At 71.5% G+C, this 20,975-nt stretch carries 19 protein-coding genes; 16 read left to right on the plus strand and 3 right to left on the minus strand.

Going from position 1 to position 20,975, the window contains the following annotated elements:
- The first annotated feature begins 3 nt into the window (after positions 1-3).
- Together EDM22_RS04660 and EDM22_RS04665 are read left to right on the plus strand one after the other, a co-directional pair.
- Entirely contained in the window at positions 4-882 is an 879-nt protein-coding gene (locus EDM22_RS04660; protein WP_122935894.1) for an LLM class flavin-dependent oxidoreductase, read from the plus strand.
- A gap of 118 nt (positions 883-1,000) precedes the next feature.
- Positions 1,001-3,091, plus strand: a complete 2,091-nt coding sequence (locus tag EDM22_RS04665; protein WP_122935940.1) for an elongation factor G — start codon at positions 1,001-1,003, stop codon at positions 3,089-3,091.
- Positions 3,092-3,310: 219 nt separating this feature from the next.
- Here the strand turns inward: EDM22_RS04665 and EDM22_RS04670 are convergent, their stop codons facing one another.
- Positions 3,311-4,705, minus strand: a complete 1,395-nt coding sequence (locus EDM22_RS04670) for an aminotransferase-like domain-containing protein (protein ID WP_245989197.1) — start codon at positions 4,703-4,705, stop codon at positions 3,311-3,313.
- 264 nt (positions 4,706-4,969) lie between these two features.
- Here EDM22_RS04670 and EDM22_RS04675 point away from each other — a divergent pair, with 264 nt between their 5' ends.
- The 10 genes from EDM22_RS04675 (at position 4,970) to EDM22_RS04715 (ending at position 15,705) form a co-directional block, all read left to right on the plus strand.
- Positions 4,970-5,818, plus strand: a complete 849-nt coding sequence (locus tag EDM22_RS04675) for a nitrilase-related carbon-nitrogen hydrolase (protein ID WP_122935896.1) — start codon at positions 4,970-4,972, stop codon at positions 5,816-5,818.
- A 102-nt stretch (positions 5,819-5,920) separates the two neighbouring features.
- Entirely contained in the window at positions 5,921-7,357 is a 1,437-nt protein-coding gene (gene hydA / locus EDM22_RS04680; RefSeq protein WP_122935897.1) for a dihydropyrimidinase, read from the plus strand.
- 199 nt (positions 7,358-7,556) lie between these two features.
- Complete coding sequence (locus EDM22_RS04685) at positions 7,557-8,573, plus strand: TIGR03842 family LLM class F420-dependent oxidoreductase (protein ID WP_122935898.1); 1,017 nt, start codon at positions 7,557-7,559, stop codon at positions 8,571-8,573.
- Complete coding sequence (locus EDM22_RS04690) at positions 8,570-9,568, plus strand: ABC transporter permease (RefSeq protein WP_122935899.1); 999 nt, start codon at positions 8,570-8,572, stop codon at positions 9,566-9,568. The genes EDM22_RS04685 and EDM22_RS04690 overlap by 4 nt, the downstream gene beginning before the upstream one ends.
- Positions 9,565-10,464, plus strand: coding sequence for an ABC transporter ATP-binding protein (locus tag EDM22_RS04695; RefSeq protein WP_122935900.1), 900 nt, complete (start codon positions 9,565-9,567; stop codon positions 10,462-10,464). Before EDM22_RS04690 ends, EDM22_RS04695 begins: the two co-directional genes overlap by 4 nt.
- On the plus strand, positions 10,464-11,294 hold the full coding sequence (locus tag EDM22_RS04700) for an ABC transporter permease (RefSeq protein WP_122935901.1): 831 nt from the start codon (positions 10,464-10,466) through the stop codon (positions 11,292-11,294). Before EDM22_RS04695 ends, EDM22_RS04700 begins: the two co-directional genes overlap by 1 nt.
- Positions 11,291-11,488, plus strand: a complete 198-nt coding sequence (locus EDM22_RS19310; RefSeq protein ID WP_138708029.1) for a hypothetical protein — start codon at positions 11,291-11,293, stop codon at positions 11,486-11,488. The genes EDM22_RS04700 and EDM22_RS19310 overlap by 4 nt, the downstream gene beginning before the upstream one ends.
- A gap of 1 nt (position 11,489) precedes the next feature.
- Positions 11,490-12,647 carry an ABC transporter substrate-binding protein gene (locus EDM22_RS04705; RefSeq protein WP_122935902.1) on the plus strand — a complete coding sequence of 386 codons (1,158 nt, stop codon included), beginning with the start codon at positions 11,490-11,492 and terminating at the stop codon, positions 12,645-12,647.
- A 134-nt stretch (positions 12,648-12,781) separates the two neighbouring features.
- Positions 12,782-14,101, plus strand: coding sequence for an aspartate aminotransferase family protein (locus EDM22_RS04710; protein WP_122935903.1), 1,320 nt, complete (start codon positions 12,782-12,784; stop codon positions 14,099-14,101).
- A gap of 68 nt (positions 14,102-14,169) precedes the next feature.
- Positions 14,170-15,705 carry a CoA-acylating methylmalonate-semialdehyde dehydrogenase gene (locus tag EDM22_RS04715; RefSeq protein WP_122935904.1) on the plus strand — a complete coding sequence of 512 codons (1,536 nt, stop codon included), beginning with the start codon at positions 14,170-14,172 and terminating at the stop codon, positions 15,703-15,705.
- A gap of 123 nt (positions 15,706-15,828) precedes the next feature.
- Here EDM22_RS04715 and EDM22_RS04720 read toward each other — a convergent pair whose 3' ends face one another.
- On the minus strand, positions 15,829-16,599 hold the full coding sequence (locus EDM22_RS04720; RefSeq protein ID WP_122935905.1) for an IclR family transcriptional regulator: 771 nt from the start codon (positions 16,597-16,599) through the stop codon (positions 15,829-15,831).
- Between the two features lie 211 nt (positions 16,600-16,810).
- On the opposite strand from EDM22_RS04720, the gene EDM22_RS04725 reads away from it, so the two are divergent.
- From EDM22_RS04725 to EDM22_RS04740, 4 genes are read left to right on the plus strand one after another with little or no spacing between them, the layout of a single operon-like run.
- Positions 16,811-17,590, plus strand: coding sequence for an MIP/aquaporin family protein (locus EDM22_RS04725; RefSeq protein WP_122935906.1), 780 nt, complete (start codon positions 16,811-16,813; stop codon positions 17,588-17,590).
- A complete protein-coding gene (dhaK, locus tag EDM22_RS04730; protein ID WP_122935907.1) occupies positions 17,587-18,582 on the plus strand; it encodes a dihydroxyacetone kinase subunit DhaK in 996 nt (331 codons plus the stop codon). Before EDM22_RS04725 ends, dhaK begins: the two co-directional genes overlap by 4 nt.
- A 4-nt stretch (positions 18,583-18,586) precedes the next feature.
- Positions 18,587-19,246, plus strand: coding sequence for a dihydroxyacetone kinase subunit DhaL (dhaL, locus tag EDM22_RS04735; protein WP_122935908.1), 660 nt, complete (start codon positions 18,587-18,589; stop codon positions 19,244-19,246).
- The gene (locus tag EDM22_RS04740) at positions 19,243-19,983 is read left to right on the plus strand and encodes an HPr family phosphocarrier protein (RefSeq protein ID WP_122935909.1); all 741 of its coding nucleotides are present in this window, start codon (positions 19,243-19,245) and stop codon (positions 19,981-19,983) included. The genes dhaL and EDM22_RS04740 overlap by 4 nt, the downstream gene beginning before the upstream one ends.
- A gap of 196 nt (positions 19,984-20,179) precedes the next feature.
- Here the strand turns inward: EDM22_RS04740 and EDM22_RS04745 are convergent, their stop codons facing one another.
- Positions 20,180-20,971 (minus strand): enoyl-CoA hydratase/isomerase family protein, encoded by a 792-nt coding sequence (locus tag EDM22_RS04745; protein WP_122935910.1) that lies wholly within the window; start codon positions 20,969-20,971, stop codon positions 20,180-20,182.
- Positions 20,972-20,975 lie beyond the last annotated feature (4 nt).

The following is a 20,975-nucleotide window of genomic DNA, read 5'->3' on the forward strand; positions in this document are numbered from 1 at the left end:
CGCATGCCCGACTACGGCCTCCCCCTCGAGTTCGGATCGTTCGTCACGCCCTCCGCGGAGCAGCCGCAGCGCACCGTCGACCTCGCCGTCGCGAGCGAGACGGCGGGACTCGACCTCGTCACGTTCCAGGACCACCCGTACCAGCCGCGGTTCCTCGACACGTGGACGCTCATGAGCTGGGTCGGCGCCCGCACGCACCGCATCCGCATCTCGGCGAACGTGCACAACCTGCTGCTGCGCCCGCCGGCCGTGCTCGCCCGCGCTGCGGCATCCCTCGACCTGCTCACCGGCGGTCGCGTGGCGATCGCACTCGGCGCGGGCGGCTTCGCGCCGGCCGCCCTCGCGATGGGGGCGCCCGACCGCAGCCCCGCCGAGTCCGGCGACGCGCTCGCCGAGGCGATCACGGTCATCCGCGAACTGCTCGACACGGATGCCGCGGGCGGCGTGTTCCTCGACCAGGAGTTCTACCCGATCCGCGGGGCGAAGCGGGGCCCGGCCCCGGTGCAGCGGCCGATCCCGATCTGGCTCGGCGTGCTGAAGCCCAAAGGGCTGCGCCTCGTCGGACGGGCCGCCGACGGCTGGCTCCCGTCGCTCGGGCGCATCGAGGGCGGACTCGCGGGGCTCGACGCGGGCAACGCGCGCATCGACGAGGCGGCGCACGCCGCCGGGCGCGAGCCGCGCGACATCCGCCGCCTGCTCAACATCGGCCCGAGGGAGGCGCGACCCGACATGCTCGCCGAGCTCGCACTCGACCACGGCATCGCGACGTTCATCGTCTCGGGCGACGACCCCACCCTGCTCGCGCACCTCGGCGAGTCGGTCGCGCCCGAGACGCGCCATATCGTCGAGCAGCTCCGCGCGTCGCGCGCCGCCGCGGGCTGACACCACCCGTCGCGCACCGCCGGCCGGATCGGGCGACGGCAGGGCCGGAAGGCTCTGGCATTCGCGGAGCGTCGGGTACACGATGGACGGACAGGTCCGCACCGTCGCGGGAGGCTCCATGAACTCGGCATCGACCACGCCGCATCGCACCGTCGCCCTCGTGGGCGGCGCCGGTTCGGGCAAGACGACGCTCGCAGAGGCGCTGCTGTACCGGGCCGGCTCCATCACGAGGGTCGGCACCGTCGAGAACGGCAGCACGGTCTGCGACCACGAGCCCGAGGAGATCGCGAGAGGCACGACCCTCGGGCTCTCGCTCGCCTACCTCTCCTGGACGGGGCCCGACGGCGTGGAGCACGCGATGACGCTCGCCGACACCCCCGGGCACCCCGACTTCGTCGGCGGCGTCGACACGGCACTGTCGGTGGCGGATGTCGCGCTCGTCGTCGTGAGCGCGGTCGACGGCGTCACCGCGGGCACACGTGCCACGTGGGCGGCCGTGGAGGCGGCGGGCGTGCCGCGCATCGTCGTGATCACGCAGGAGGACAAGGCCCGTGCGGACTTCCACCGAGTGCTCGCCCAGCTGCACGCGGAGTTCGGCGACCACCTCTGGGCGCTCGAGCTGCCGCTCGGCGAGGAGCAGGGGTTCCGCGCGATCGCCGACGTGCTGAGCGAGCAGGCGCTCGTCTACGACGACGCCGGCCGGCACCACGACGAGCCGCTGCCGGCCGAGGCGCAGGCCGAGGAGCACCGCATGCACCTCGACGTGACCGAGGAGATCGTCTCGCACGACGACGAGCAGCTCGAGGCGTACCTCGACGGACGGGAGCCGTCGCCCGGCGACCTCGAGCGCACGTTCGCGCGCGAGGTGGCCTCGGGCGAGGCGGTGCCCGTGATCGTGTGCTCGGGCGTCACCGGCACCGGGGTCGACCGGGTCGCCGACCTGCTGTGCCGGCTCGCGCCCTCGGCGCTCGAGCGCGACGCGCGGATCGTGGTGGGCGGCTCGCCGGGCGGCAGCGCCGGCTCCTCCGGGTCGGGCGGGGGCGCCGAGCTCCCCGTCGCGCCGAACCCCGACGGGGAGACGCTCGTGCACGTGTTCCGCACAGTGGCCGACCCCTTCGTGGGGCAGGTGTCGATGCTCCGCGTGCTCTCGGGGGTGCTGCGGCCGAGCGACCGGCTCCACAACGCCACCACCGGGGCCGACGAGCGCATCCACGGGCTCTTCCGACTGCGCGGCGCCGAGCACCTGCCGGCCGACGTGCTGCGCGCGGGCGAGGTGGGCGCCGTGGCGAAGCTGACGGGGTCGCCGACGGGAACCCTGCTCTGGTCGCGGCCGACCGGCACGGCGCGCCCCGCGCCCCTCCCGAGGCGTGCGCCGGTGTTCGCGGTGAGCCTCGAACCGGCGACGCAGTCCGACGACGAGAAGCTGTCGGCCGCGCTCGCCCGACTCGTCGCCGAGGACCCCACGCTCGTCATCGACCGCGCCGGCGGCGCCACGATCCTGCGGGGCCTCGGCGAGACGCACCTGGCGGTCGCGGTCGAGCGTCTGGCGCGCGTGTTCGGGGTGCACGTGAACACGGGACCGGCGCCCGTCGCCTATCGCGAGACCATCGCGGGCACCGCCGAGGTCGAGGGCAAGCTGAAGAAGCAGTCGGGCGGACACGGTCAGTTCGCGGTCGTGCAGTTGCGGGTCTCCCCGCTGCCGTCGGGCGAGGGCTTCGAGTTCGTCGACAGCGTGGTCGGCGGCGCCGTGCCGCGCACGTACATCCCGGCCGTCGAGAAGGGGGCACGCGACGCCTTGGCGGCCGGCGGGCTCGAGGGCCACCCCGTCGTCGACGTGCGCGTCGAGCTCCTCGGCGGCAAGGCGCACTCGGTCGACTCGTCCGAGATGGCGTTCCGCACGGCCGCCTCGATCGGGGTCAAGGCGGCGCTCGCCGAGGCGGGCACGGTGGTGCTCGAGCCGATCTCCAGCGTGACGGTGACCGTGCCGGCCGACCTGCAGGGCACGGTGCTCACCGACCTGTCGGGCCGTCGCGGACGCGTGAGCGCCACGGAGTCCGCCGCCGACGGCCGCGTGCGCGTGCTGGCGAGCGTGCCGGAGGCCGAGCTGCGCCGTTACGTGCTCGACCTGCGCTCGATGACGGGCGGCCAGGCGGAGCTCACGATCACCCCCGACCACTACGCGAAGGCGCCCAACCACGTGGGCGCGTAGCGCCCGCGTCCCGCACCCCGCGCCCGCCCTCCCCCCCCCGCGCCACCGCCGCCGCACCCTCTTCCGCGCTGGAGTGAGGTTTCCGTCGTGGAGGTCGGAATCCACCGGCACTCCAGCCCGGAAACCTCACTCCAGCGCGCGGCGCACGGGCGGTGGGGCGCGCAATGCGCTGCGGGCGGATGCCGCGACAGCGCGCGGCGGCATCCGACGGCCCGGCCGTCAGTAGCCGCCCGCGGCCAGATGGCGCGCGGCCGTCGCGAGCGCATCGGCGACCTCGTCGGTGCCGTCGCGCAGCACGCCCACGGTGACGCGCACGAACTCGCCGGCGGCGCGCGACCGCGACCCGTTCGCGCCCACGGCGGCCTCGCCCGCCGCGAGGAACGGCGTGCCCGCGGCCACGCGGATGCCGGCGGCCGCGAGCTGCACGAGCGCCGACCGCTCGCTCAGCACCGGCACCCACAGGTTGATGCCGTCGGCGTGCACGACCGGCACGCCGCGTGCCCGCAGGGCGTCCCCGAGCGCGCGCTGCCGCGTGTAGTACGCACGCCGCGCCTCGGCGACGGCGTCGATCGCGGTGCCGTCGGTGAGCAGGTCGAGCAGGATCGTCTGCAGCATCCGCGACGTCCAGCCGGGGCCGAGCATGCGGCGCGCCACGATCCGGTCGATGAGGTCCCGCGGGCCGCCGAGGGCGGCGATGCGCAGGTCGGGTCCGTGCGACTTGGCGAAGCTGCGCACGTGCACGACCCGGTCGGGCAGCGAGGTGCCGAGGGTCACGTCGCCCTCGGTCGAGATGAGACCGGAGTGGTCGTCCTCGATCACGACGAGGTCGTCGACGTCGGTCGCCGAGCGGATGACGCGGGCGAGGTCCGCGGCGCGCTCGGTCGACATCGACGCGCCCGTCGGGTTCTGGGCGCGCGGCTGCAGGAGCACCGCCACCGGACGCCGCTGCAGCGCGCGGGCGAGCGCCTCGGGCAGCATCCCCTGCTCGTCGAGGGTCACCGGCACCGCCTCGGCGCCGAGCACGTCGAGCAGGTCGAGGAACGGCGGGAATCCGGGGTGCTCCACGACCACCCGATCGCCGAAGCGCACCACCTGCTCGAGCGTGCGCGAGATCGCGTCGAGGGCGCCGTCGACGACCATGATCGACTCAGCGCGCGACGGCCACGAGTCCGCGAGCACCGCTGCGAGCGCGGGGATCACCGGCTCGGCCTGGTAGCTGCCCGTCTCGGCGCGCGCGGACACGCGCGACAGCGCGGGCCCGAGGGCCGGCAGCAGCAGCGGATCGGGCGTTCCGCGCGAGAGGTCGAGGCGCACCGGATCGTTCGGCGCCGCCATGCCCCGCATGCGCGGCGCGAGCCACGTGGGCGTGGCGCGGCGCACGAAGCTGCCGGCCCGGCCACGCGACTCGATGAGCCCGGCCCGCGCGAGCGCCTGCCAGGCCTGGCTCACGGTGGCGGGGCTCACCCCCAGTTCGGAGGCCAGGTCGCGCACGGTCGGGAGGCGCTCGCCCCCGGCGAGCTCGCCCGTGTTCACGAGGCGGGCGATGACCCCGGCGATGCCCCGGGGGGTCGTGTCGGGGAACTCGGCGAGCGCGGTCAGCGCAGTGACATCCACACCAATACTCGACACGACCATTGCCTCCTCACGAAGACAGGGACAGGATGATTAACCACAGCGTCACAGAGTGAAACAAAAGAGAAATGTTCACGCCGAACAATAACAGAACGGGTCGCGAGTCCCGGTTCGGCACAGTTCCACGACGGGCACCCGGCCTGTCGGCACACCTCTCGGCGTCACATCGCCCGGTGGACCCTGCGCACTGAGTTCCACGCCAGGCACCGAGCGGCGGCAACGACGCCGACCGACTCAGGAGGCAACATGACGATCGTCAGGGCGGCCATCACGCAGACGACCTGGACCGGCGACAAGGACTCGATGCTCGACAAGCACGAGCAGTTCGCCCGGCAGGCGAAGGAGCAGGGCGCACAGGTCATCTGCTTCCAGGAGCTGTTCTACGGGCCGTACTTCGGCATCACCGAGGACGTGAAGTACTACGACTACGCCGAGCCCGCCGACGGCCCGATCGTGCAGCGCTTCGCCGCCCTGGCGAAGGAGCTCGGCATGGTGATGGTGCTCCCCATCTACGAGGAGGAGCAGCCCGGCGTCTACTACAACACCGCGGTGGTCGTCGACGCCGACGGCACGATCCTCGGCAAGTACCGCAAGCACCACATCCCGAACCTCGACAAGTTCTGGGAGAAGTTCTACTTCCGTCCCGGCAACCTCGGCTACCCCGTGTTCAACACGGCCGTCGGGCCCATCGGCGTCTACATCTGCTACGACCGGCACTTCCCCGAGGGATGGCGCGAGCTCGGCCTCAACGGCGCGCAGATCGTGTTCAACCCCAACGCCACCAAGCCCGGCCTGTCGAACCGCCTGTGGGAGATCGAGCAGCCCGCCGCGGCCGCCGCGAACGGCTACTTCGTGGCCGCGGCCAACCGCGTGGGCCTGGAGGACAACGAGTACGGCGACCTCGCCGTGAACTTCTACGGCAAGAGCCAGTTCTGCGACCCGCAGGGCAACATCGTGGGCGACTACGGCTCCGAGACCGAGGAGGAGGTCGTCGTGCGCGACCTCGACATGGACATGATCCGGCAGGTGCGCAACGCCTGGCAGTTCTACCGCGACCGCCGGCCCGACTCCTACACCTCCATCCCGAAGCCGTGACCAGCCCGCCGGTCGAGTAGCGAAGCGCATCGAGACCCGAGGACGAGATCTCGATAGGGCCGCAGGCGGCCTACTCGATCAGCGAAGAAAGGAGCTCCACCGATGGCAACCACCCTCATCACCGGCGGCACCGTCGTCTCCGCCACGGGCCGCGCCGCGGCCGACGTCCTCATCGACGGCGAGACCATCCGGGCGGTGCTCGAACCCGGCAGCACCCTGCTCGGCACGGATGTCGCGGCATCCGTCGATCGCGTCATCGACGCCACGGGCAAGTACGTGATCCCCGGGGGCATCGACGCGCACACGCACATGCAGCTGCCGTTCGGAGGCACCGAGGCATCCGACACCTTCGAGACCGGCACGCGGGCGGCCGCATGGGGCGGCACGACCTCGATCATCGACTTCGCGGTGCAGACCCACGGGCAGCGCATCGAAGACGGACTGGCTGCCTGGCACGCGAAGGCAGCGGGCAACTGCGCGATCGACTACGGGTTCCACCAGATCGTCGGCGACGTGAACGAGGCGTCGCTCGAGGCCATGAAGAAGCTGCCCGACGAGGGCATCACGAGCTTCAAGATGTTCATGGCGTACCCGGGCGTCTTCTACTCGGATGACGCGCAGATCCTCAAGGCCATGCAGGTCTCGCGCGACACCGGGCTGCTCACGATGATGCACGCCGAGAACGGCCCCGCGATCGACGTGCTCGCGGCCCAGCTCGCCGAGTCGGGCAAGACCGACCCGTACTACCACGGCATCGCCCGCGCCTGGGAGATGGAGGAGGAGGCCACCCACCGGGCGATCATGCTCGCGAAGCTCACGGGTGCCCCGCTCTACATCGTGCACGTGTCGGCCAAGCAGGCCGTCGAGCAGCTCGCGTGGGCCCGCGACAAGGGCCAGAACGTCTTCGGCGAGACCTGCCCGCAGTACCTCTACCTGTCGCTCGAAGACCAGCTCGGCGCGAGGAGCGACGAGTGGGGCGCCTTCGAGGGGGCCAAGTGGGTGTGCTCGACGCCGCTGCGCTCGCGCGCCGAGGGCCACCAGGACTCGATGTGGCAGGCGCTGCGCACGAACGACCTGCAGATGGTCTCGACCGACCACTGCCCGTTCTGCATGAAGGACCAGAAGGAGCTCGGCCTCGGCGATTTCCGGAAGATCCCGAACGGCATCGGCTCGATCGAACACCGCATGGACCTCATGTACCAGGGCGTCGTCACCGGCGAGATCACCCTCGAACGCTGGGTGGAGCTCACGAGCACCACCCCGGCGCGCATGTTCGGCCTCTACGGCACGAAGGGCGTCATCCAGCCCGGCGCCGACGCCGACATCGTCGTCTACGACCCGAACGGGCACACCTCGATCGGCCTCGACAAGACGCACCACATGAACATGGACTACTCCGCGTGGGAGGGCTACGAGATCGATGGGCACGTCGACACGGTGCTCTCGCGGGGCAAGGTCCTCGTCGACGGCAACGAGTACCTCGGCGCCAAGGGCGACGGCCGCTTCCTCAAGCGCGGCCTGACGCAGTACCTCACCTGAACAACGTCTGCCGGTCGAGTCGCCGCGCAGCGGCGTATCGAGACCAGCGGATGCCGCACAACTGAACATCGCCGGTCGAGTCGCCGCGCAGCGGCGTATCGAGACCAGGTTTCGATACGGCCTCCGGCCTACTCAACCCACGAACAAGGTTTCGATACGGCCTCCGGCCTACTCAACCCACGACACGAAGGAGCAACGGATGGAATTCGGAGCGGTCCTGCAGACCAACCCCCCGGCATCGCGCACCATCCAGCTCGCGAAGCTTGCCGAGGTGCACGGGTTCAGCCACGTGTGGACGTTCGACTCCCACATCCTGTGGCAGGAGCCGTACGTCATCTACAGCCAGATCCTCGCGCAGACCCAGCGCATCAAGGTCGGCCCGTTCGTCACGAATCCCGCGACCCGCGACTGGACCGTGACGGCGTCGGTGTTCGCGACGCTCAACGAGATGTTCGGCAACCGCACGGTGTGCGGCATCGGCCGCGGCGACTCGGCGGTGCGCGTCACGAACGGCAAGCCCACGACGATCGCCCAGCTGCGCGAGGCGATCCAGGTGATCCGCGAGCTCGGCAACTCGCGCGCGGTCGACTATCACGGCTCGACGATCCAGTTCCCGTGGAGCCGGGGCTCGGAACTCGAGGTGTGGGTCGCGGCCTACGGCCCGATGGCGTTGAAGCTCGCCGGCGAGGTGGGCGACGGGTTCATCCTGCAGCTGGCGGACATCGACATCGCCTCGTGGATGATCCAGACGGTCCGTCGCGCCGCCGAGGATGCCGGTCGCGATCCCGACGCGGTCAAGTTCTGCGTCGCCGCGCCCATGTACATCGGCGACGACTGGGAGCACATGCGCGACCAGTGCCGCTGGTTCGGCGGCATGGTCGGCAACCACGTGGCCGACATCGTCGCGAAGTACGGCACGGCCGGCGAGGTGCCCACTGCGCTCACCGAGTACATCGCCGGACGCGAGAGCTACGACTACAACGAGCACGGTCGCGCCGGCAACGTGCACACCCAATTCGTGCCCGACGAGATCGTGGAGCGCTTCTGCGTGCTCGGCTCGGCGAGCGAGCACATCGAGAAGCTCGAGCAGCTCAAGGCGCTCGGGGTCGACCAGTTCGCCGGCTACCTCCAGCACGACAACAAGGAGGAGACGCTGCGGGTCTACGGCGAGACCGTCATCCCCGCGCTCTCCGAGCACATCACGGCGAAGGCATGACGGACACCGGTGGACGAGTAGCGAGCCGCGAAGCGCCTCGCGTATCGAGACCCGCCGAGACCGAACCAGGGGTCTCGGTACGCTCGCAGGGCCTCGCTGCTCGACCGGCGAAGGGTCGCCGCGGCCGGCGCACGGCCGCCGCGTGGGGATGGGGCCTGGCCGGCATCCTGCTCGTCGCGCTCGTCTGGGAGACCTACAAGCTGCTCGCGCCGGCCGACGGCGTGCTGATCGGCGACACCCGCGTGCTGCCCCGCACGACCGACCTCGCCATGCCGCACATCTGGGACATGTTCAGCCGCCTCGCCGAGCCCGTGACCCGCTCGCCCTCGGCGCAGCCGCTGTGGATGGTCGTGGGGCTCGCGGCGCTCACGACGCTCGGCATCGCCGCGGCCGGATGGCTCGTGGGCGTCGTCGTGGGCATCGGGCTCGCGCTCGTGATGCAGCGCTGGCGCATCGCCGAGTGGGGCCTGCTGCCGTGGATCGTCCTGAGTCAGACCGTGCCGCTCATCGCATTCGCCCCGATCGTGAAGAGCTGGGGCTCGCGTGTCGAGATCGGGTCCTTCGAGTGGCAGGACTGGATGTCGGTGGCCCTCATCGCGAGCTACCTCGCCTTCTTCCCCATCGCGATCGGGGCGCTGAGGGGACTCGAGTCGCCCGACCGCATCCACGAGGAACTCATGCAGAGCTACGCGGCCGGCTATTGGAAGACGCTCGTCAAGCTGCGCTTCCCCGCCGCGGTGCCCTACCTCCTGCCGGCTCTGCGCCTCGGTGCCGCGAACGCCGTCATCGGCGCCGTCGTGGCCGAGGTGTCGACGGGACTGCAGGGCGGCATCGGCCGCATCCTCATCCAGTTCGCCGGGCAGGCCTCGGGCGACCCGGCCAAGGCATGGGCGCCCATCTTCGGCGCGATCCTGCTCGGGCTCGTGGCCGCCGGATCGGTCGCGCTCCTCGGCGTGATCCTCAAGAACTACCGACGATCGGAGGAGTCCGCATGAGCGATGCCACCACCGGGTCTCGAGCGCCTCGACCCGCAGAGACCGCACAGGACGCCGGGTCCCGAGCGCCTCGACCAGCGGAGAGCGCCGTCGAGGTGCGCGGGGTCGACAAGGTGTTCGAGACCCGCACCGGCCAGGTGCAGGCGCTCGACGGGATCGACCTCACGGTGGCGGCGGGCGAGTTCGTCTCGCTCATCGGGCCGAGCGGATGCGGCAAGTCCACCCTCATGCGGCTCATCGCCGACCTCGACGACCCCACCGCCGGCACGCTCACGGTCTTCGGCAAGAGCTCGCGCCAGGCGCGCCTCGACCAGGAGTACGGCATCGCGTTCCAGCAGGCGGGCCTGCTGCCGTGGCGCACGGTCGCGGCGAACGTCGCCCTCCCGCTCGAGCTGCACGGCGTGGCATCCGCCGACCGTCGCAGCCGCGTGGCGCAGCTGCTCGAGATGGTGGGCCTCGGCGACTTCGCCGACCGCTACCCCGACCAGCTCTCGGGCGGCATGCAGCAGCGCGTCGCGATCGCGCGTGCCCTCGCCGAGCAGCCGCGGCTGCTGCTCATGGACGAGCCGTTCGGCGCCCTCGACGAGATGACCCGCGAGAAGATGCAGACCGAGCTCGTGCGCATCTCGGCCGAGACGGGCGCCGCCGTGGTGTTCGTGACGCACTCGATCCCCGAGGCGGTGTTCCTCTCCGACCGGGTCGTCGTGATGTCGCCGCGGCCGGGTCGCATCCAGCAGATCGTGCCGATGCGGCTCGGGGCGGATGCCGCGCGCGCGGCGCGCACCGAGGAGCTCCGCGAGGAGCGCACCTTCTTCGACATGGTCACCGCGGTGCGCGAGGCGCTGCACGGCGGATCGCCCGTCGCGTCGGGGGCACGCGGGGTGGAGACGCGCTGATGTCCGCCACCGCCAGCACCGCCGCCGCGACGACCGGCCGGCCGAAGCGCATGAGCCCGCGCACGGAGGCCACGTTGCGCGTCGTGGCGCCGATCGCGGTGGGCGTCATCGTGCTCGGCGCGTGGCAGTTCCTCGTGACGGTCGTGGGCGTCTCGGAGTACCTGCTGCCGAGCCCCGCCTCGATCATCGAGGAGTTCATCGCGAACTGGGCGTCGATCGCGTCGGCGATGCTCATCACCGGCACGAACGCGCTCATCGGCCTCGTCGTGGGCTCGATCCTCGGCATCCTGCTCGCGGCCCTCGCCGCGCGGTGGAGCATCGCCGACCGCATGAGCGCCCCCCTCATCGCGGCGCTCGCGGTCGTGCCGATCGTGGCGCTCGCCCCCGTGCTCAACTCGATGTTCGGCGCCGACAGCCAGTTCGGGCGCCAGGCGATCGCCGCCATCGCGTCGTTCGTGCCCGTGTTCATCAACACGCTGCGCGGCTTCCGGCAGACGACGCCCGTGCATCGCGACCTCATGAAGGCGTACGCGGCGAACTCCCAGCAGGTGCTGCGCACCCTGACGCTGCCCACCGCGCGGCCGTTCGTGCTCACCGGCATCCGCATCGCCTCGTCGCTCGCCGTGATCTCGGCGCTCGTCGCCGAGTACTTCGGCGGCCCGCGCGGCGGGCTCGGCTCGCTCATCTCGACGTCGGCAGCGTCGAGCGCGTACGCCCGCGCATGGGCGTACGTCGTGGCATCCATCGCGCTCGGCCTGCTGTTCTACCTCGCGACGCTCCTGCTCGAGCGCCTCGTGCTGCGCCGCGCGCCCTCGGGGGGTGCGCGATGACGCGCCCGGCCCGGGCCACGCGGCATCCGCTCGCCCCGATCGCCCCGCGCACCGCAGCGGCGAACGGCACCCCACGTCCCCGCGCAGCGGGGCACGGCACCACCCACGGCACCACCGACACACAGCACCACGCACCGCAGCACCACCAGCACGCACCGCAGCACCAGCACGCACCGAGAACCTGGAAGGACTGACATGAAGCACAGCACACGCCGCGGACTCGCGGCCGGCGCGTTCGCCGTCACGGCCGCGTTCCTCCTCGCCGCCTGCTCGACGGGATCCGGCGAGGGATCCAGCTCGAGCGACTCCGCAGGGGACGAGGGGCTCATCCCCGTGAAACTCCAGCTCCAGTGGCTCCCGCAGGGCCAGTTCGCCGGCTACTTCGCCGCCGCCGACCAGGGCTACTTCGAGGACGAGGGCCTCGAGGTCGAGATCATCCCGTCGGGCGGCGACATCGTGCCGCAGGACGCCCTCGCCAACGGCGACGTCGATTTCGCGATCGCCTGGGTGCCGAAGGTGCTCGGCTCGATCGAGCAGGGCGCCAACCTCACCGACATCGCCCAGATCTTCCAGAGGTCGGGCACCCTCCAGGTCTCCATGGCCGACTCCGGAATCGAGTCGGTCGCCGACTTCGAGGGCAAGAAGATCGGCTCCTGGGGATTCGGCAACGAGTGGGAGATCTTCGCGGCGATGGCCGACGAGGGACTCGACGCCACGACCGTGCAGATCATCACGCAGGACTTCAACATGAACGCCTTCCTGCAGGGCGACATCGACGCGGCCCAGGCGATGACCTACAACGAGTACGCGCAGCTGCTCGAGACGGTGAACCCGGACACGGGTGAGCTGTACACGCCCGAGGACTTCAACGTCATCAGCTACGAGGAGACCGCCGGCGCGATGCTCCAGGACGCGATCTGGGCCGACACGGATCGCCTCGAGAGCGATTCCGACTACGCCGAGACCGCGGTGAAGTTCCTCAAGGCCGTCATCCGGGGCTGGGTCTACGCGGCCGAGAACCCCGAGAAGGCCTCGGAGATCACGATCGCGGCCGGCTCCGGCTGGGGCCCGAGTCACGAGCTCTGGATGGTGAACGAGACCAACAAGCTCATCTGGCCCTCGCCCGACGGCATCGGGGTCATCAACCAGGACGCGTGGGACAAGACCGTGGCGGGCGCGCTCGCCGCGGTCAACGAGTCGGGCGCGCACCTCATCACCGAGGAGCCCCCGGCGTCGGCGTGGTCGAACGAGTACATCGACGAGGCGCTCAAGGAGCTGAAGGACGAGGGGCTCGACGTGACCGGCGAGAACTTCCAGCCGATCGACGTCACGCTCAACGAGGGCGGCAACTAGTGCACCATCGCCGGTCGAGTAGCCGCGGAGCGGCGTATCGAGACCTCGTCGCACTTGGTCTCGAGACGCGGTCGGCTGCGCCGTCCGCTACTCGACCGGCGACCCCGCACCACTGAACGAAAGGCACCGGAGCCATGACCGACAACCTCACCGAGGACCTCGACGACCTCGCGCGCGACCTCGACGCGACCCACGTCTTCCATTCGTGGTCGGCGCAGGGCCAGCCGTCGCAGCTCGTCATCGCCTCCGGGCGCGGATGCCGCGTCTGGGACCACTCCGGGCGGGAGTACCTGGACTTCTCGAGCCAGCTCGTGAACGTCAACATCGGCCACCAGCATCCGGCGGTCGTCTCGGCGATCAAGGAGCAGGCCGACCTGCTCACGACGATCGCGCCGTCGACCGTGAACCTCGCCCGCGGCGAGGCGGCCAAGCGCATCGTCGCCCGGGCGCCGAAGGGCCACTCGAAGGTGTTCTTCACCAACGGCGGCGCCGACGCGAACGAGAACGCGATCCGCCTCGCGCGCCTGCACACGGGGCGCGACACGATCCTCTCGACCTACCGCTCGTACCACGGCAACACGGGGGCGGCGATCGTCGCGACGGGTGACTGGCGTCGCATCCCCAACCGCTACGCGCGCGGCCACGCGCACTTCTTCGGGCCGTACCTTTATCGCAGCGAGTTCTGGGCCGACACGCCCGAGCAGGAGAGCGAGCGCGCCCTGCAGCACCTGCGCCGCGTCATCGAGTCCGAGGGCCCTGCGACGATCGCCGCAGTCCTCCTCGAGACCGTGCCCGGCACGGCCGGCGTGCTCGTGCCGCCGCCCGGCTACCTCGCCGGCGTGCGCGAACTCTGCGACGCGCACGGCATCCTGCTCATCCTGGACGAGGTCATGGCGGGCTTCGGCCGCACCGGGCGCTGGTTCGCGTTCGACGGCTACGACGTGACGCCCGACCTCATCACCTTCGCCAAGGGCGTGAACTCGGGCTACATCCCCGCGGGCGGCGTGATCATCAGCGACGAGATCTCGGCCGACTTCGACGCCCACGTGTTCCCGGGCGGACTCACGTACTCGGGACATCCGCTCGCGATGGCGTCGATCGTCGCGACGCTCGACGCCATGGAGTCCGAGGGCATCGTCGAGCACGCCCGCCAGGTCGGCGCCGAGGCGATCGCGCCGGCCCTCACCGAGCTCGCCGAGAAGCACGCCGTCATCGGCGAGGTGCGCGGCGAGGGCGTGTTCTGGGCGCTCGAGCTCGTCGCCGACCCCGAGACGCGGGCGCCGCTGCCCGCTGCCGAGGTCGGCCGCATCAAGGGGGCGCTGCTCGAGCGCGGGCTGCTGCCCTTCATCGCCGACAACCGCATCCACGTGGTGCCGCCCTGCGTCGTGACCGCCGACGAGGTCGCCGAGGCGACCGCGATCTACGACGAGGTGCTCGGCACCGTGCAGCTCTGACGGATGCCGCCGCGCCGCGGCATCCGCCTCACCGGCTCTCATCGACTCGATCAGGGAGGAACGAGATCATGACCGACACGCAGACCAGCCCCGCAGCCGCGGGCACCGCCACCACCGAGATCGTCGAGCACTGGATCGACGGCGCGCCCGCCTCGGGCGACTCCGACCGCACCGGACCCGTCTACAACCCGGCGCTCGGCATCGAGCAGAAGCGCGTGCGCTTCGCGTCGACCGACGACGTGGATGCCGCCGTCAAGGCCGCCGCGCGGGCGTTCCCCGGCTGGCGCGACACCTCGATCGCGAAGCGCCAACAGGTGATGTTCGCGTTCCGCGAGCTCCTCAACGCGCGCAGCGGCGAGCTCGCGGCGATCCTCACGAGCGAGCACGGCAAGGTGCTCGGGGATGCCGCGGGCGAGATCGCGCGCGGACTCGAGGTCGTCGAGCTCGCCTGCGCCATGCCGGGCTACACGAAGGGCGAGTACTCCGAGAACGTCTCGACGGGCATCGACGTGTACACGCTGCGCCAGCCCGTGGGCGTGGTGGGCATCATCAGCCCGTTCAACTTCCCGGCGATGGTGCCGCTGTGGTTCTTCCCGCTCGCGATCGCGACGGGCAACACGGTGGTGCTGAAGCCCTCGGAGAAGGACCCGTCGGCGTCGATCTGGCTCGCGCGCCTGATGCAGGAGGCCGGACTGCCCGACGGCGTGCTCAACGTCGTGCACGGCGACAAGGTCGCGGTCGACGCGCTGCTGCACCACCCGACGGTGCGCTCGATCTCGTTCGTGGGCTCGACGCCCATCGCGCAGTACATCTACTCGACCGCCACCGCGAACGGCAAGCGCGTGCAGGCGCTCGGCGGCGCGAAGAACCACATGCTCGTGCTGCCCGACGCCGACCTCGACCTCGCGGCGGACGCCGCCGTGAACGCGGGCTTCGGCTCGGCGGGCGAGCGCTGCATGGCGATCTCGGCCGTGCTCGCGGTCGACTCGATCGCCGACGAGCTGGTGTCGAAGATCACCGAGCGGATGTCGCGGCTCACGACCGGCGACGGCACCCGCGGCTGCGACATGGGCCCGCTCATCACCCGCGAGCACCGTGACAAGGTCGCGGGCTACCTCGACGTTGCGGCATCCGACGGCGCCTCGGTCGTCGTCGATGGACGCGACCCCGAGGTCGACGGCGAACCCGACGGCTTCTGGCTCGGACCGACCCTCGTCGACAAGGTGCCCACGTCGTCGGCGGTGTACCGCGACGAGATCTTCGGGCCGGTGCTCTCGATCGTGCGCGTCGACGGCTACGAGGACGGGCTCGACATCATCAACGCGTCGCGCTACGGCAACGGCACCGCGATCTTCACGAACGACGGCGGTGCTGCGCGGCGCTTCCAGCGCGAGGTGACGGTGGGCATGGTCGGCATCAACGTGCCGATCCCGGTGCCCGTGGCGTACCACTCGTTCGGCGGCTGGAAGGACTCGCTGTTCGGCGACGCGAAGGCGTACGGCCCGCGCGGCTTCGACTTCTTCACGCAGGAGAAGGCGATCACGTCGCGCTGGCTCGACCCGAGCCACGGCGGGATCAACCTGGGATTCCCGCAGCACGACTGAGCGGGCGGGGGAACACGCGCGTGGGAGTGAGGTTTCTGTGGTGGAGCCGCACAGGTTTCAGCACTCCACCGCAGAAACCTCACTCCGATGCGCCGGGGGGAAGCGTCGGCGCGCGGGGGCGGCTCAGTCCTGGCCGGGCGCGGGCGGGCGCGGCGGCCAGGTCGGCGCCCCGAGCTCCCGTGAGATGTTGCGTGCGGCCTCGCGCAGGTCGTCGAGCACCGCGGCGGTGGGCGGCCAGGCGTTCGACGGCATGACGACCGCGATGGCGGCGATCACCTCGCCGTCCTCGGCGCAGATCGGCGCGGCGACCGAGGACTCGCCGATGACCGCCTCCTCGTTCTCGTAGCCGAGCGCGTCACGCCGGACCTGCTCGAACTCCTCGCGCAGCAGGTCGGGCTCCGTGGTCGTCTCCGCCGTGAGGCTGGGCAGGGGGCGCGAGAGCACGTCGGCGGCGTGCGCCGCGTCGTACGCCAACAGCACCTTGCCCATGGCCGAGACATGGCTCGGGATCGTCACGCCCGTCTCGGGCATCTGCTCGGTGCCGTCGGGCCGCCGGTCGTGGTGGATGACGATCACCTCGCCGAACGACTCCACGCCGAGCCGCGAAGCGAGCCCGGTGCGGCGCGAGAGCTCGTGCATCCACCGCATCGAGCGCGCGCGCACGTCGAGTGTGTCGAGGTAGACGCTCGAGAGCTTCAGCAGCGCGGGGCCGAGCACGTAGCGGTTGCCGCTCGGCTGCTGGGCGACGAAGCCGTGCGACTGCAGCGACTTGACGATGCCGTGCACGGTCGAGGGCGGCAGGTCGAGTGCCGCTGCCATCTCGCTGATGCCGAGCCGGCGCGATCCCTGCAGGAGCCCGAGGATCTTCGCCGCGCGGTCGATCGACTGGATCACGGCGTCCCCCCTCTCGGCCCGTCGTCGCATCGGAGCACCAGTGCGCCCGTCCCTCCCCATTGTGACGGGTTCTTGACAGCTCGACGACGAACGTGCATCATTCGATATTACCGAAGCCGATTCGACAATGTCGAATAGACACTGACAATGTCGAATACGGCGACTGGCCCCCGCAGCCTCACGGCTCCCGGTTCAAAGGAGAACTGAAATCATGGATGACAACAGAACTTGGCAGCGGCTCGCCGCCGAGTTCCTCGGCACCGCCTTCCTCGTGTTCGTCGGCGTCGGCTCGGTTCCGGCGCTCGCACTCGTGCGGGGCGATGCGCCCTTCGCGCCCGCCGATCTCGGCTTCATCTCGCTGGCCTTCGCCACGATCGTGGTGGCGACGGTCTACGTGTTCGGGTACATCTCGGGCAACCACATCAATCCGGCCGTGACCATCGCCCTCGCGGTGACGGGCAAGTTCCCCTGGCGGGAGGTGCCCGGCTACGTGATCGCGCAGTTGCTCGGTGCGACGGTCGGGGCGTTCGCCATCGTCGGCGTGCTCGGCCGGCAGGCGAGCGAGCTCGGCCTCGGAGTCGCCTCGTATGGCGACATCCCGATCGCGCAGGCGTTCACGGCGGAGTTCGTCGGCACGTTCCTGCTCGTCTTCACCGTGTTCGGCGTGATCCACCGCAAGGCCGCCCCGGGCTTCGCCGGCCTCGTGATCGGCCTGGTCGTCTTCGCTGCGATCATCCCCGTCGCGCCGGCGACGGGCGCGTCGATCAACCCTGCCCGCACGACCGGCCCGATGCTCGTGCAGCAGCTCCTCGGCGGCGCGGTGCAGTGGGAGCAGTGGCCCGTGTACGTCATCGCCGAGGTGCTCGGCGGCATCGCCGCGGCCCTGCTGTTCGGCTTCATCTCCCGCACGCAGGCGGATCGCACGGTCGCCGCGGCCGGCACCACCACCACCCCTACGGAAGCACCCCTCGAACAGGAGCCCCAGCGATGAAGAAGCTCATCAACTCACCGGCGACGGTGCTCGCCGACGCACTCCGCGGCGTCGAGGCCGCCCACCCCGACGTCTCGGTCGACTACGCGAACCGCGTCGTCTCGCGCGGCGCCGACGTCAAGCAGGGCAGGGTCGCGCTCATCTCGGGCGGCGGCTCGGGTCACGAGCCCCTGCACAGCGGATTCGTCGGGCTGGGGATGCTGGATGCCGCGTGCGCGGGCGAGGTGTTCACCTCGCCGACGCCCGACCAGATGCTCGCCGCCACCACGGCCGTGGACGCCGGCGCCGGCGTGCTCTACATCGTCAAGAACTACACGGGCGACGTGCTCAACTTCGAGATGGCCGCGGAGCTCGCCGCGGCCGAGGGCATCGAGGTGAAGTCGGTGCTCGTGGCCGACGACGTCGCGGTCGAGGACTCCACGTGGACGGCGGGACGGCGCGGCACCGGCACCACGGTGCTCGTCGAGAAGATCGCCGGCGCCGCCGCCGAGGAGGGGCGCGACCTCGCCGCGGTGCACGAGATCGCGACCCGGGTCTCCGAGAACGGCCGGTCGATGGGCGTCGCGCTCACGAGCGCCACGGTCCCCGCGGTGGGCAAGCCGAGCTTCGACCTGCCCGACGACGAGATCGAGATGGGCGTCGGCATCCACGGTGAGCCCGGTCGCAAGCGCGTCTCCCTGCGGCCCGCTTCCGAGATCGCCGAGGAGCTGGTGTCGTCGATCCTGGCGGACCTCGACTTCTCGGGAGCGCCCGTGATCGCGTTGCTGAGCGGGCTCGGTGGTACGCCCCTCATCGAGCTCTACCTGATGTACGGCGAGGTCGCCGCACTGCTCGAGCAGCGCGGCATCACCGTGGCCCGTGCGCTCGTGGGCGACTACATCACGAGCCTCGACATGGCCGGCTGCTCGCTCACCCTGCTCCGTGCCGACGAGGAGATGCTGCGCCTCTGGGACGCGCCCGTGAACACCGCGGCGCTTCGGTGGGGGGTCTAGGCGGATGCGCACGCTCGAGGACAGCCGCCTCACCGTCGACGACCTGATCGCGTGGCTCGTGCGATTCGACGACGAGATCGTCGAGCAGGCCGGGTTCCTGACCGAGCTCGACTCCGCGATCGGCGACGCCGACCACGGCACGAACATGGCCAGGGGCACCGCCGCGGTGCGCGTACGGCTCACGGAGACGCCGTCCGGTGACGCCGGGGCGGTACTGAAGTCGGTCGGCATGGCGCTCGTGTCGACGGTCGGCGGTGCGAGCGGATCGCTCTACGGCACGCTGTTCCTCGAGATGGCCAAGAGCGTCGGCACGGCCTCCGAGCTCGACACCGCCGTGTTCGCCGACGCGTTCCGCGCCGGCGTCGCCGGGGTCGTGGCCCGGGGCCGTGCCGAGCCGGGCGACAAGACCATGATCGACGCGCTCCAGCCGAGCGTGGAGGCGCTGAGCGCCGCGGCATCCGACGGCGTTCCGCTGGCGGAGTCGCTGCAATCGGCGGCGGCCGCGGCCGCGGCGGGCCGGGATGCGACCATCCCGCTCGTCGCGCGGAAGGGACGGGCGAGCTACCTCGGCGATCGCAGCGCCGACCATCTCGACCCCGGCGCGACGTCGGCCGCGATCCTCGTGCAGGCGCTCGCGGACTCGCACGCGGAGCGCACCCGATGATCGGCGTCGTCGTGGTGTCGCACAGCGAGCGCCTCGCTGAGGCGGCCGTCGAGTTGGGGATGCAGATGGTGCACGGCGACGCCCCTCCGGTCCGCATCGCCGCGGGCGCCGACGGCCGGTTCGGCACGGATGCGGCGGCCGTCGCGGCCGCGATCGACGACCTCGCCGACTCGCCGGGAGTGCTCGTGGTCACCGATCTCGGCTCGGCCGTGCTGAGCGCGGGACTCGCGCTCGAGCTCCGGGAGTCGACCACCGAGGTCGTCGTGAGCGGCGGCCCGTTCGTCGAGGGGATCACGGCGGCGCTCGTCCTCGCCGCGACGGGCGCGCCCCTGGGCGAGGTCGCCCGGGAGGTCTCCGCCGCGCTCGGGGCGAAGGCGGCCCAGCTCGAACCGGTGCCCGACGCCCCGGTCCTGGCGCCGGCCCCGGCGGCGACCGCGGAGCTCCCGCTCTCGGCCGACGAGGTCCTGGTCAACCCCGAGGGCCTGCACGCACGGCCCGCGGCCATGTTCGTGCAGGCCGTGGGGGGCTACGACGCCCTCGTCGACGTCACGAACCTGACCACCGGCACGGGCCCCGTGACGGCGAAGAGCCTGATCGGCCTGCTGTCGCTCGGGGCGAAGCAGGGCCACCGCCTCAAGCTCGACGGCCACGGGCCCGACGCGGCCACCGCGGTCTCCGAACTTCGACGCCTGCTCGCCGACGGCTTCGGCGAGCTCCCCGCGACCGCGCCGCACTGACGCCGCGGCGTTCGCGGACGGCCGCCCCGCACGCTCGCGGACCCCCGCCACGCGCTCACGGACCCCCGCCACGCGCTCGTGGAGTGAGGTTTCTGCGGTGGAGGCATGAATCGAAGCTCCCTCCCGCGCAGAAACCTCACTCCTCCGTGGTGAGTGGGCACGTGCGGGGTGGCGGGGGCATGCGAGGCGTCGAGCGCTACTTCGGGGCGGACGAGGCGGATGCCGCGAACGCCGCGACGGCGGCTCGGGCGTACGGGGTCTCGAACGCCGCGCCGATCGTGCGCGCCTCGTCGTCGAGCGCCTCCTGGAAGCTGCGTCCGAGGCCGGAGCGCACGAGCCGCTTCGCCTGCCCGAACGCGGCCGTCGCGCCGCCGAGCCAGGACGCGGCGATCTCGCGGGCGCGGGCGTCGAGTGCGTCGGGCGCCACGACTTCGGAGACGAGCCCCCAGTCGAGCGCCTCCTCGGCCGTGAGCCGGCGCGAGGTGAGGGTGAGCTCGAGCGCGCGACGCGTGCCGATCGCCTCGGGCAGCAGGGTGCTCACGCCGCAGTCGGGGGTGAGGCCGACATCCGCGTACCGGCTCGCGAAGGTCGCCCGTTCGGAGGCGACGATCACGTCGGCGACGAGCATGAAGCCGAGGCCGCCCCCGGCGACCGGCCCCTGCACGGCGGCCACGATGGGCGTGGCGCTCTCGCGCAGCACGCGGTGGCCGTCGTGGATGCGGTCGGCGAGCCGCTCGATCACGCGGCCCGGCGCGGATTCGCCCTCGGCGAGGGCCGACATCGCCACCACGTCGCCGCCGGCGCAGAACGCGCGACCGACGGCGTCGAAGAGCACGGCGCCGATGTCGTCGCGCTCGGCGATCTCATGGGCGAGCGCCTGCCAGCGCGCGATCGCGTCGGGATCGACCGCGTTGAGTCGCGCAGGGCGGTTGAGCGTGACGTGCGCGAGGCCGTCGCGCACGTCGAAGAGGATGGCATCGTCGCGCATCCTC

The sequence above is a fragment of the Agromyces tardus genome (genome assembly GCF_003710805.1).
Classification (GTDB): Bacteria; Actinomycetota; Actinomycetes; order Actinomycetales; family Microbacteriaceae; genus Agromyces; species Agromyces tardus.

Excerpts from the sequence above, each read along its gene's own strand:
- dhaL (WP_122935908.1), top strand. The coding sequence starts at position 18,587 with ATGCGCACGCTCGAGGACAGCCGCCTCACCGTCGACGACCTGATCGCG.
- hydA (WP_122935897.1), top strand. The coding sequence starts at position 5,921 with ATGGCAACCACCCTCATCACCGGCGGCACCGTCGTCTCCGCCACGGGC.
- EDM22_RS04685 (WP_122935898.1), top strand. The coding sequence starts at position 7,557 with ATGGAATTCGGAGCGGTCCTGCAGACCAACCCCCCGGCATCGCGCACC.
- EDM22_RS04710 (WP_122935903.1), top strand. The coding sequence starts at position 12,782 with ATGACCGACAACCTCACCGAGGACCTCGACGACCTCGCGCGCGACCTC.
- EDM22_RS04695 (WP_122935900.1), top strand. The coding sequence starts at position 9,565 with ATGAGCGATGCCACCACCGGGTCTCGAGCGCCTCGACCCGCAGAGACC.
- EDM22_RS04715 (WP_122935904.1), top strand. The coding sequence starts at position 14,170 with ATGACCGACACGCAGACCAGCCCCGCAGCCGCGGGCACCGCCACCACC.
- EDM22_RS04700 (WP_122935901.1), top strand. The coding sequence starts at position 10,464 with ATGTCCGCCACCGCCAGCACCGCCGCCGCGACGACCGGCCGGCCGAAG.
- EDM22_RS04660 (WP_122935894.1), top strand. The coding sequence starts at position 4 with ATGCCCGACTACGGCCTCCCCCTCGAGTTCGGATCGTTCGTCACGCCC.
- dhaK (WP_122935907.1), top strand. The coding sequence starts at position 17,587 with ATGAAGAAGCTCATCAACTCACCGGCGACGGTGCTCGCCGACGCACTC.
- EDM22_RS04745 (WP_122935910.1), bottom strand. The coding sequence starts at position 20,971 with ATGCGCGACGATGCCATCCTCTTCGACGTGCGCGACGGCCTCGCGCAC.
- EDM22_RS19310 (WP_138708029.1), top strand. The coding sequence starts at position 11,291 with ATGACGCGCCCGGCCCGGGCCACGCGGCATCCGCTCGCCCCGATCGCC.
- EDM22_RS04665 (WP_122935940.1), top strand. The coding sequence starts at position 1,001 with ATGAACTCGGCATCGACCACGCCGCATCGCACCGTCGCCCTCGTGGGC.
- EDM22_RS04705 (WP_122935902.1), top strand. The coding sequence starts at position 11,490 with ATGAAGCACAGCACACGCCGCGGACTCGCGGCCGGCGCGTTCGCCGTC.
- EDM22_RS04690 (WP_122935899.1), top strand. The coding sequence starts at position 8,570 with ATGACGGACACCGGTGGACGAGTAGCGAGCCGCGAAGCGCCTCGCGTA.
- EDM22_RS04740 (WP_122935909.1), top strand. The coding sequence starts at position 19,243 with ATGATCGGCGTCGTCGTGGTGTCGCACAGCGAGCGCCTCGCTGAGGCG.
- EDM22_RS04725 (WP_122935906.1), top strand. The coding sequence starts at position 16,811 with ATGGATGACAACAGAACTTGGCAGCGGCTCGCCGCCGAGTTCCTCGGC.
- EDM22_RS04675 (WP_122935896.1), top strand. The coding sequence starts at position 4,970 with ATGACGATCGTCAGGGCGGCCATCACGCAGACGACCTGGACCGGCGAC.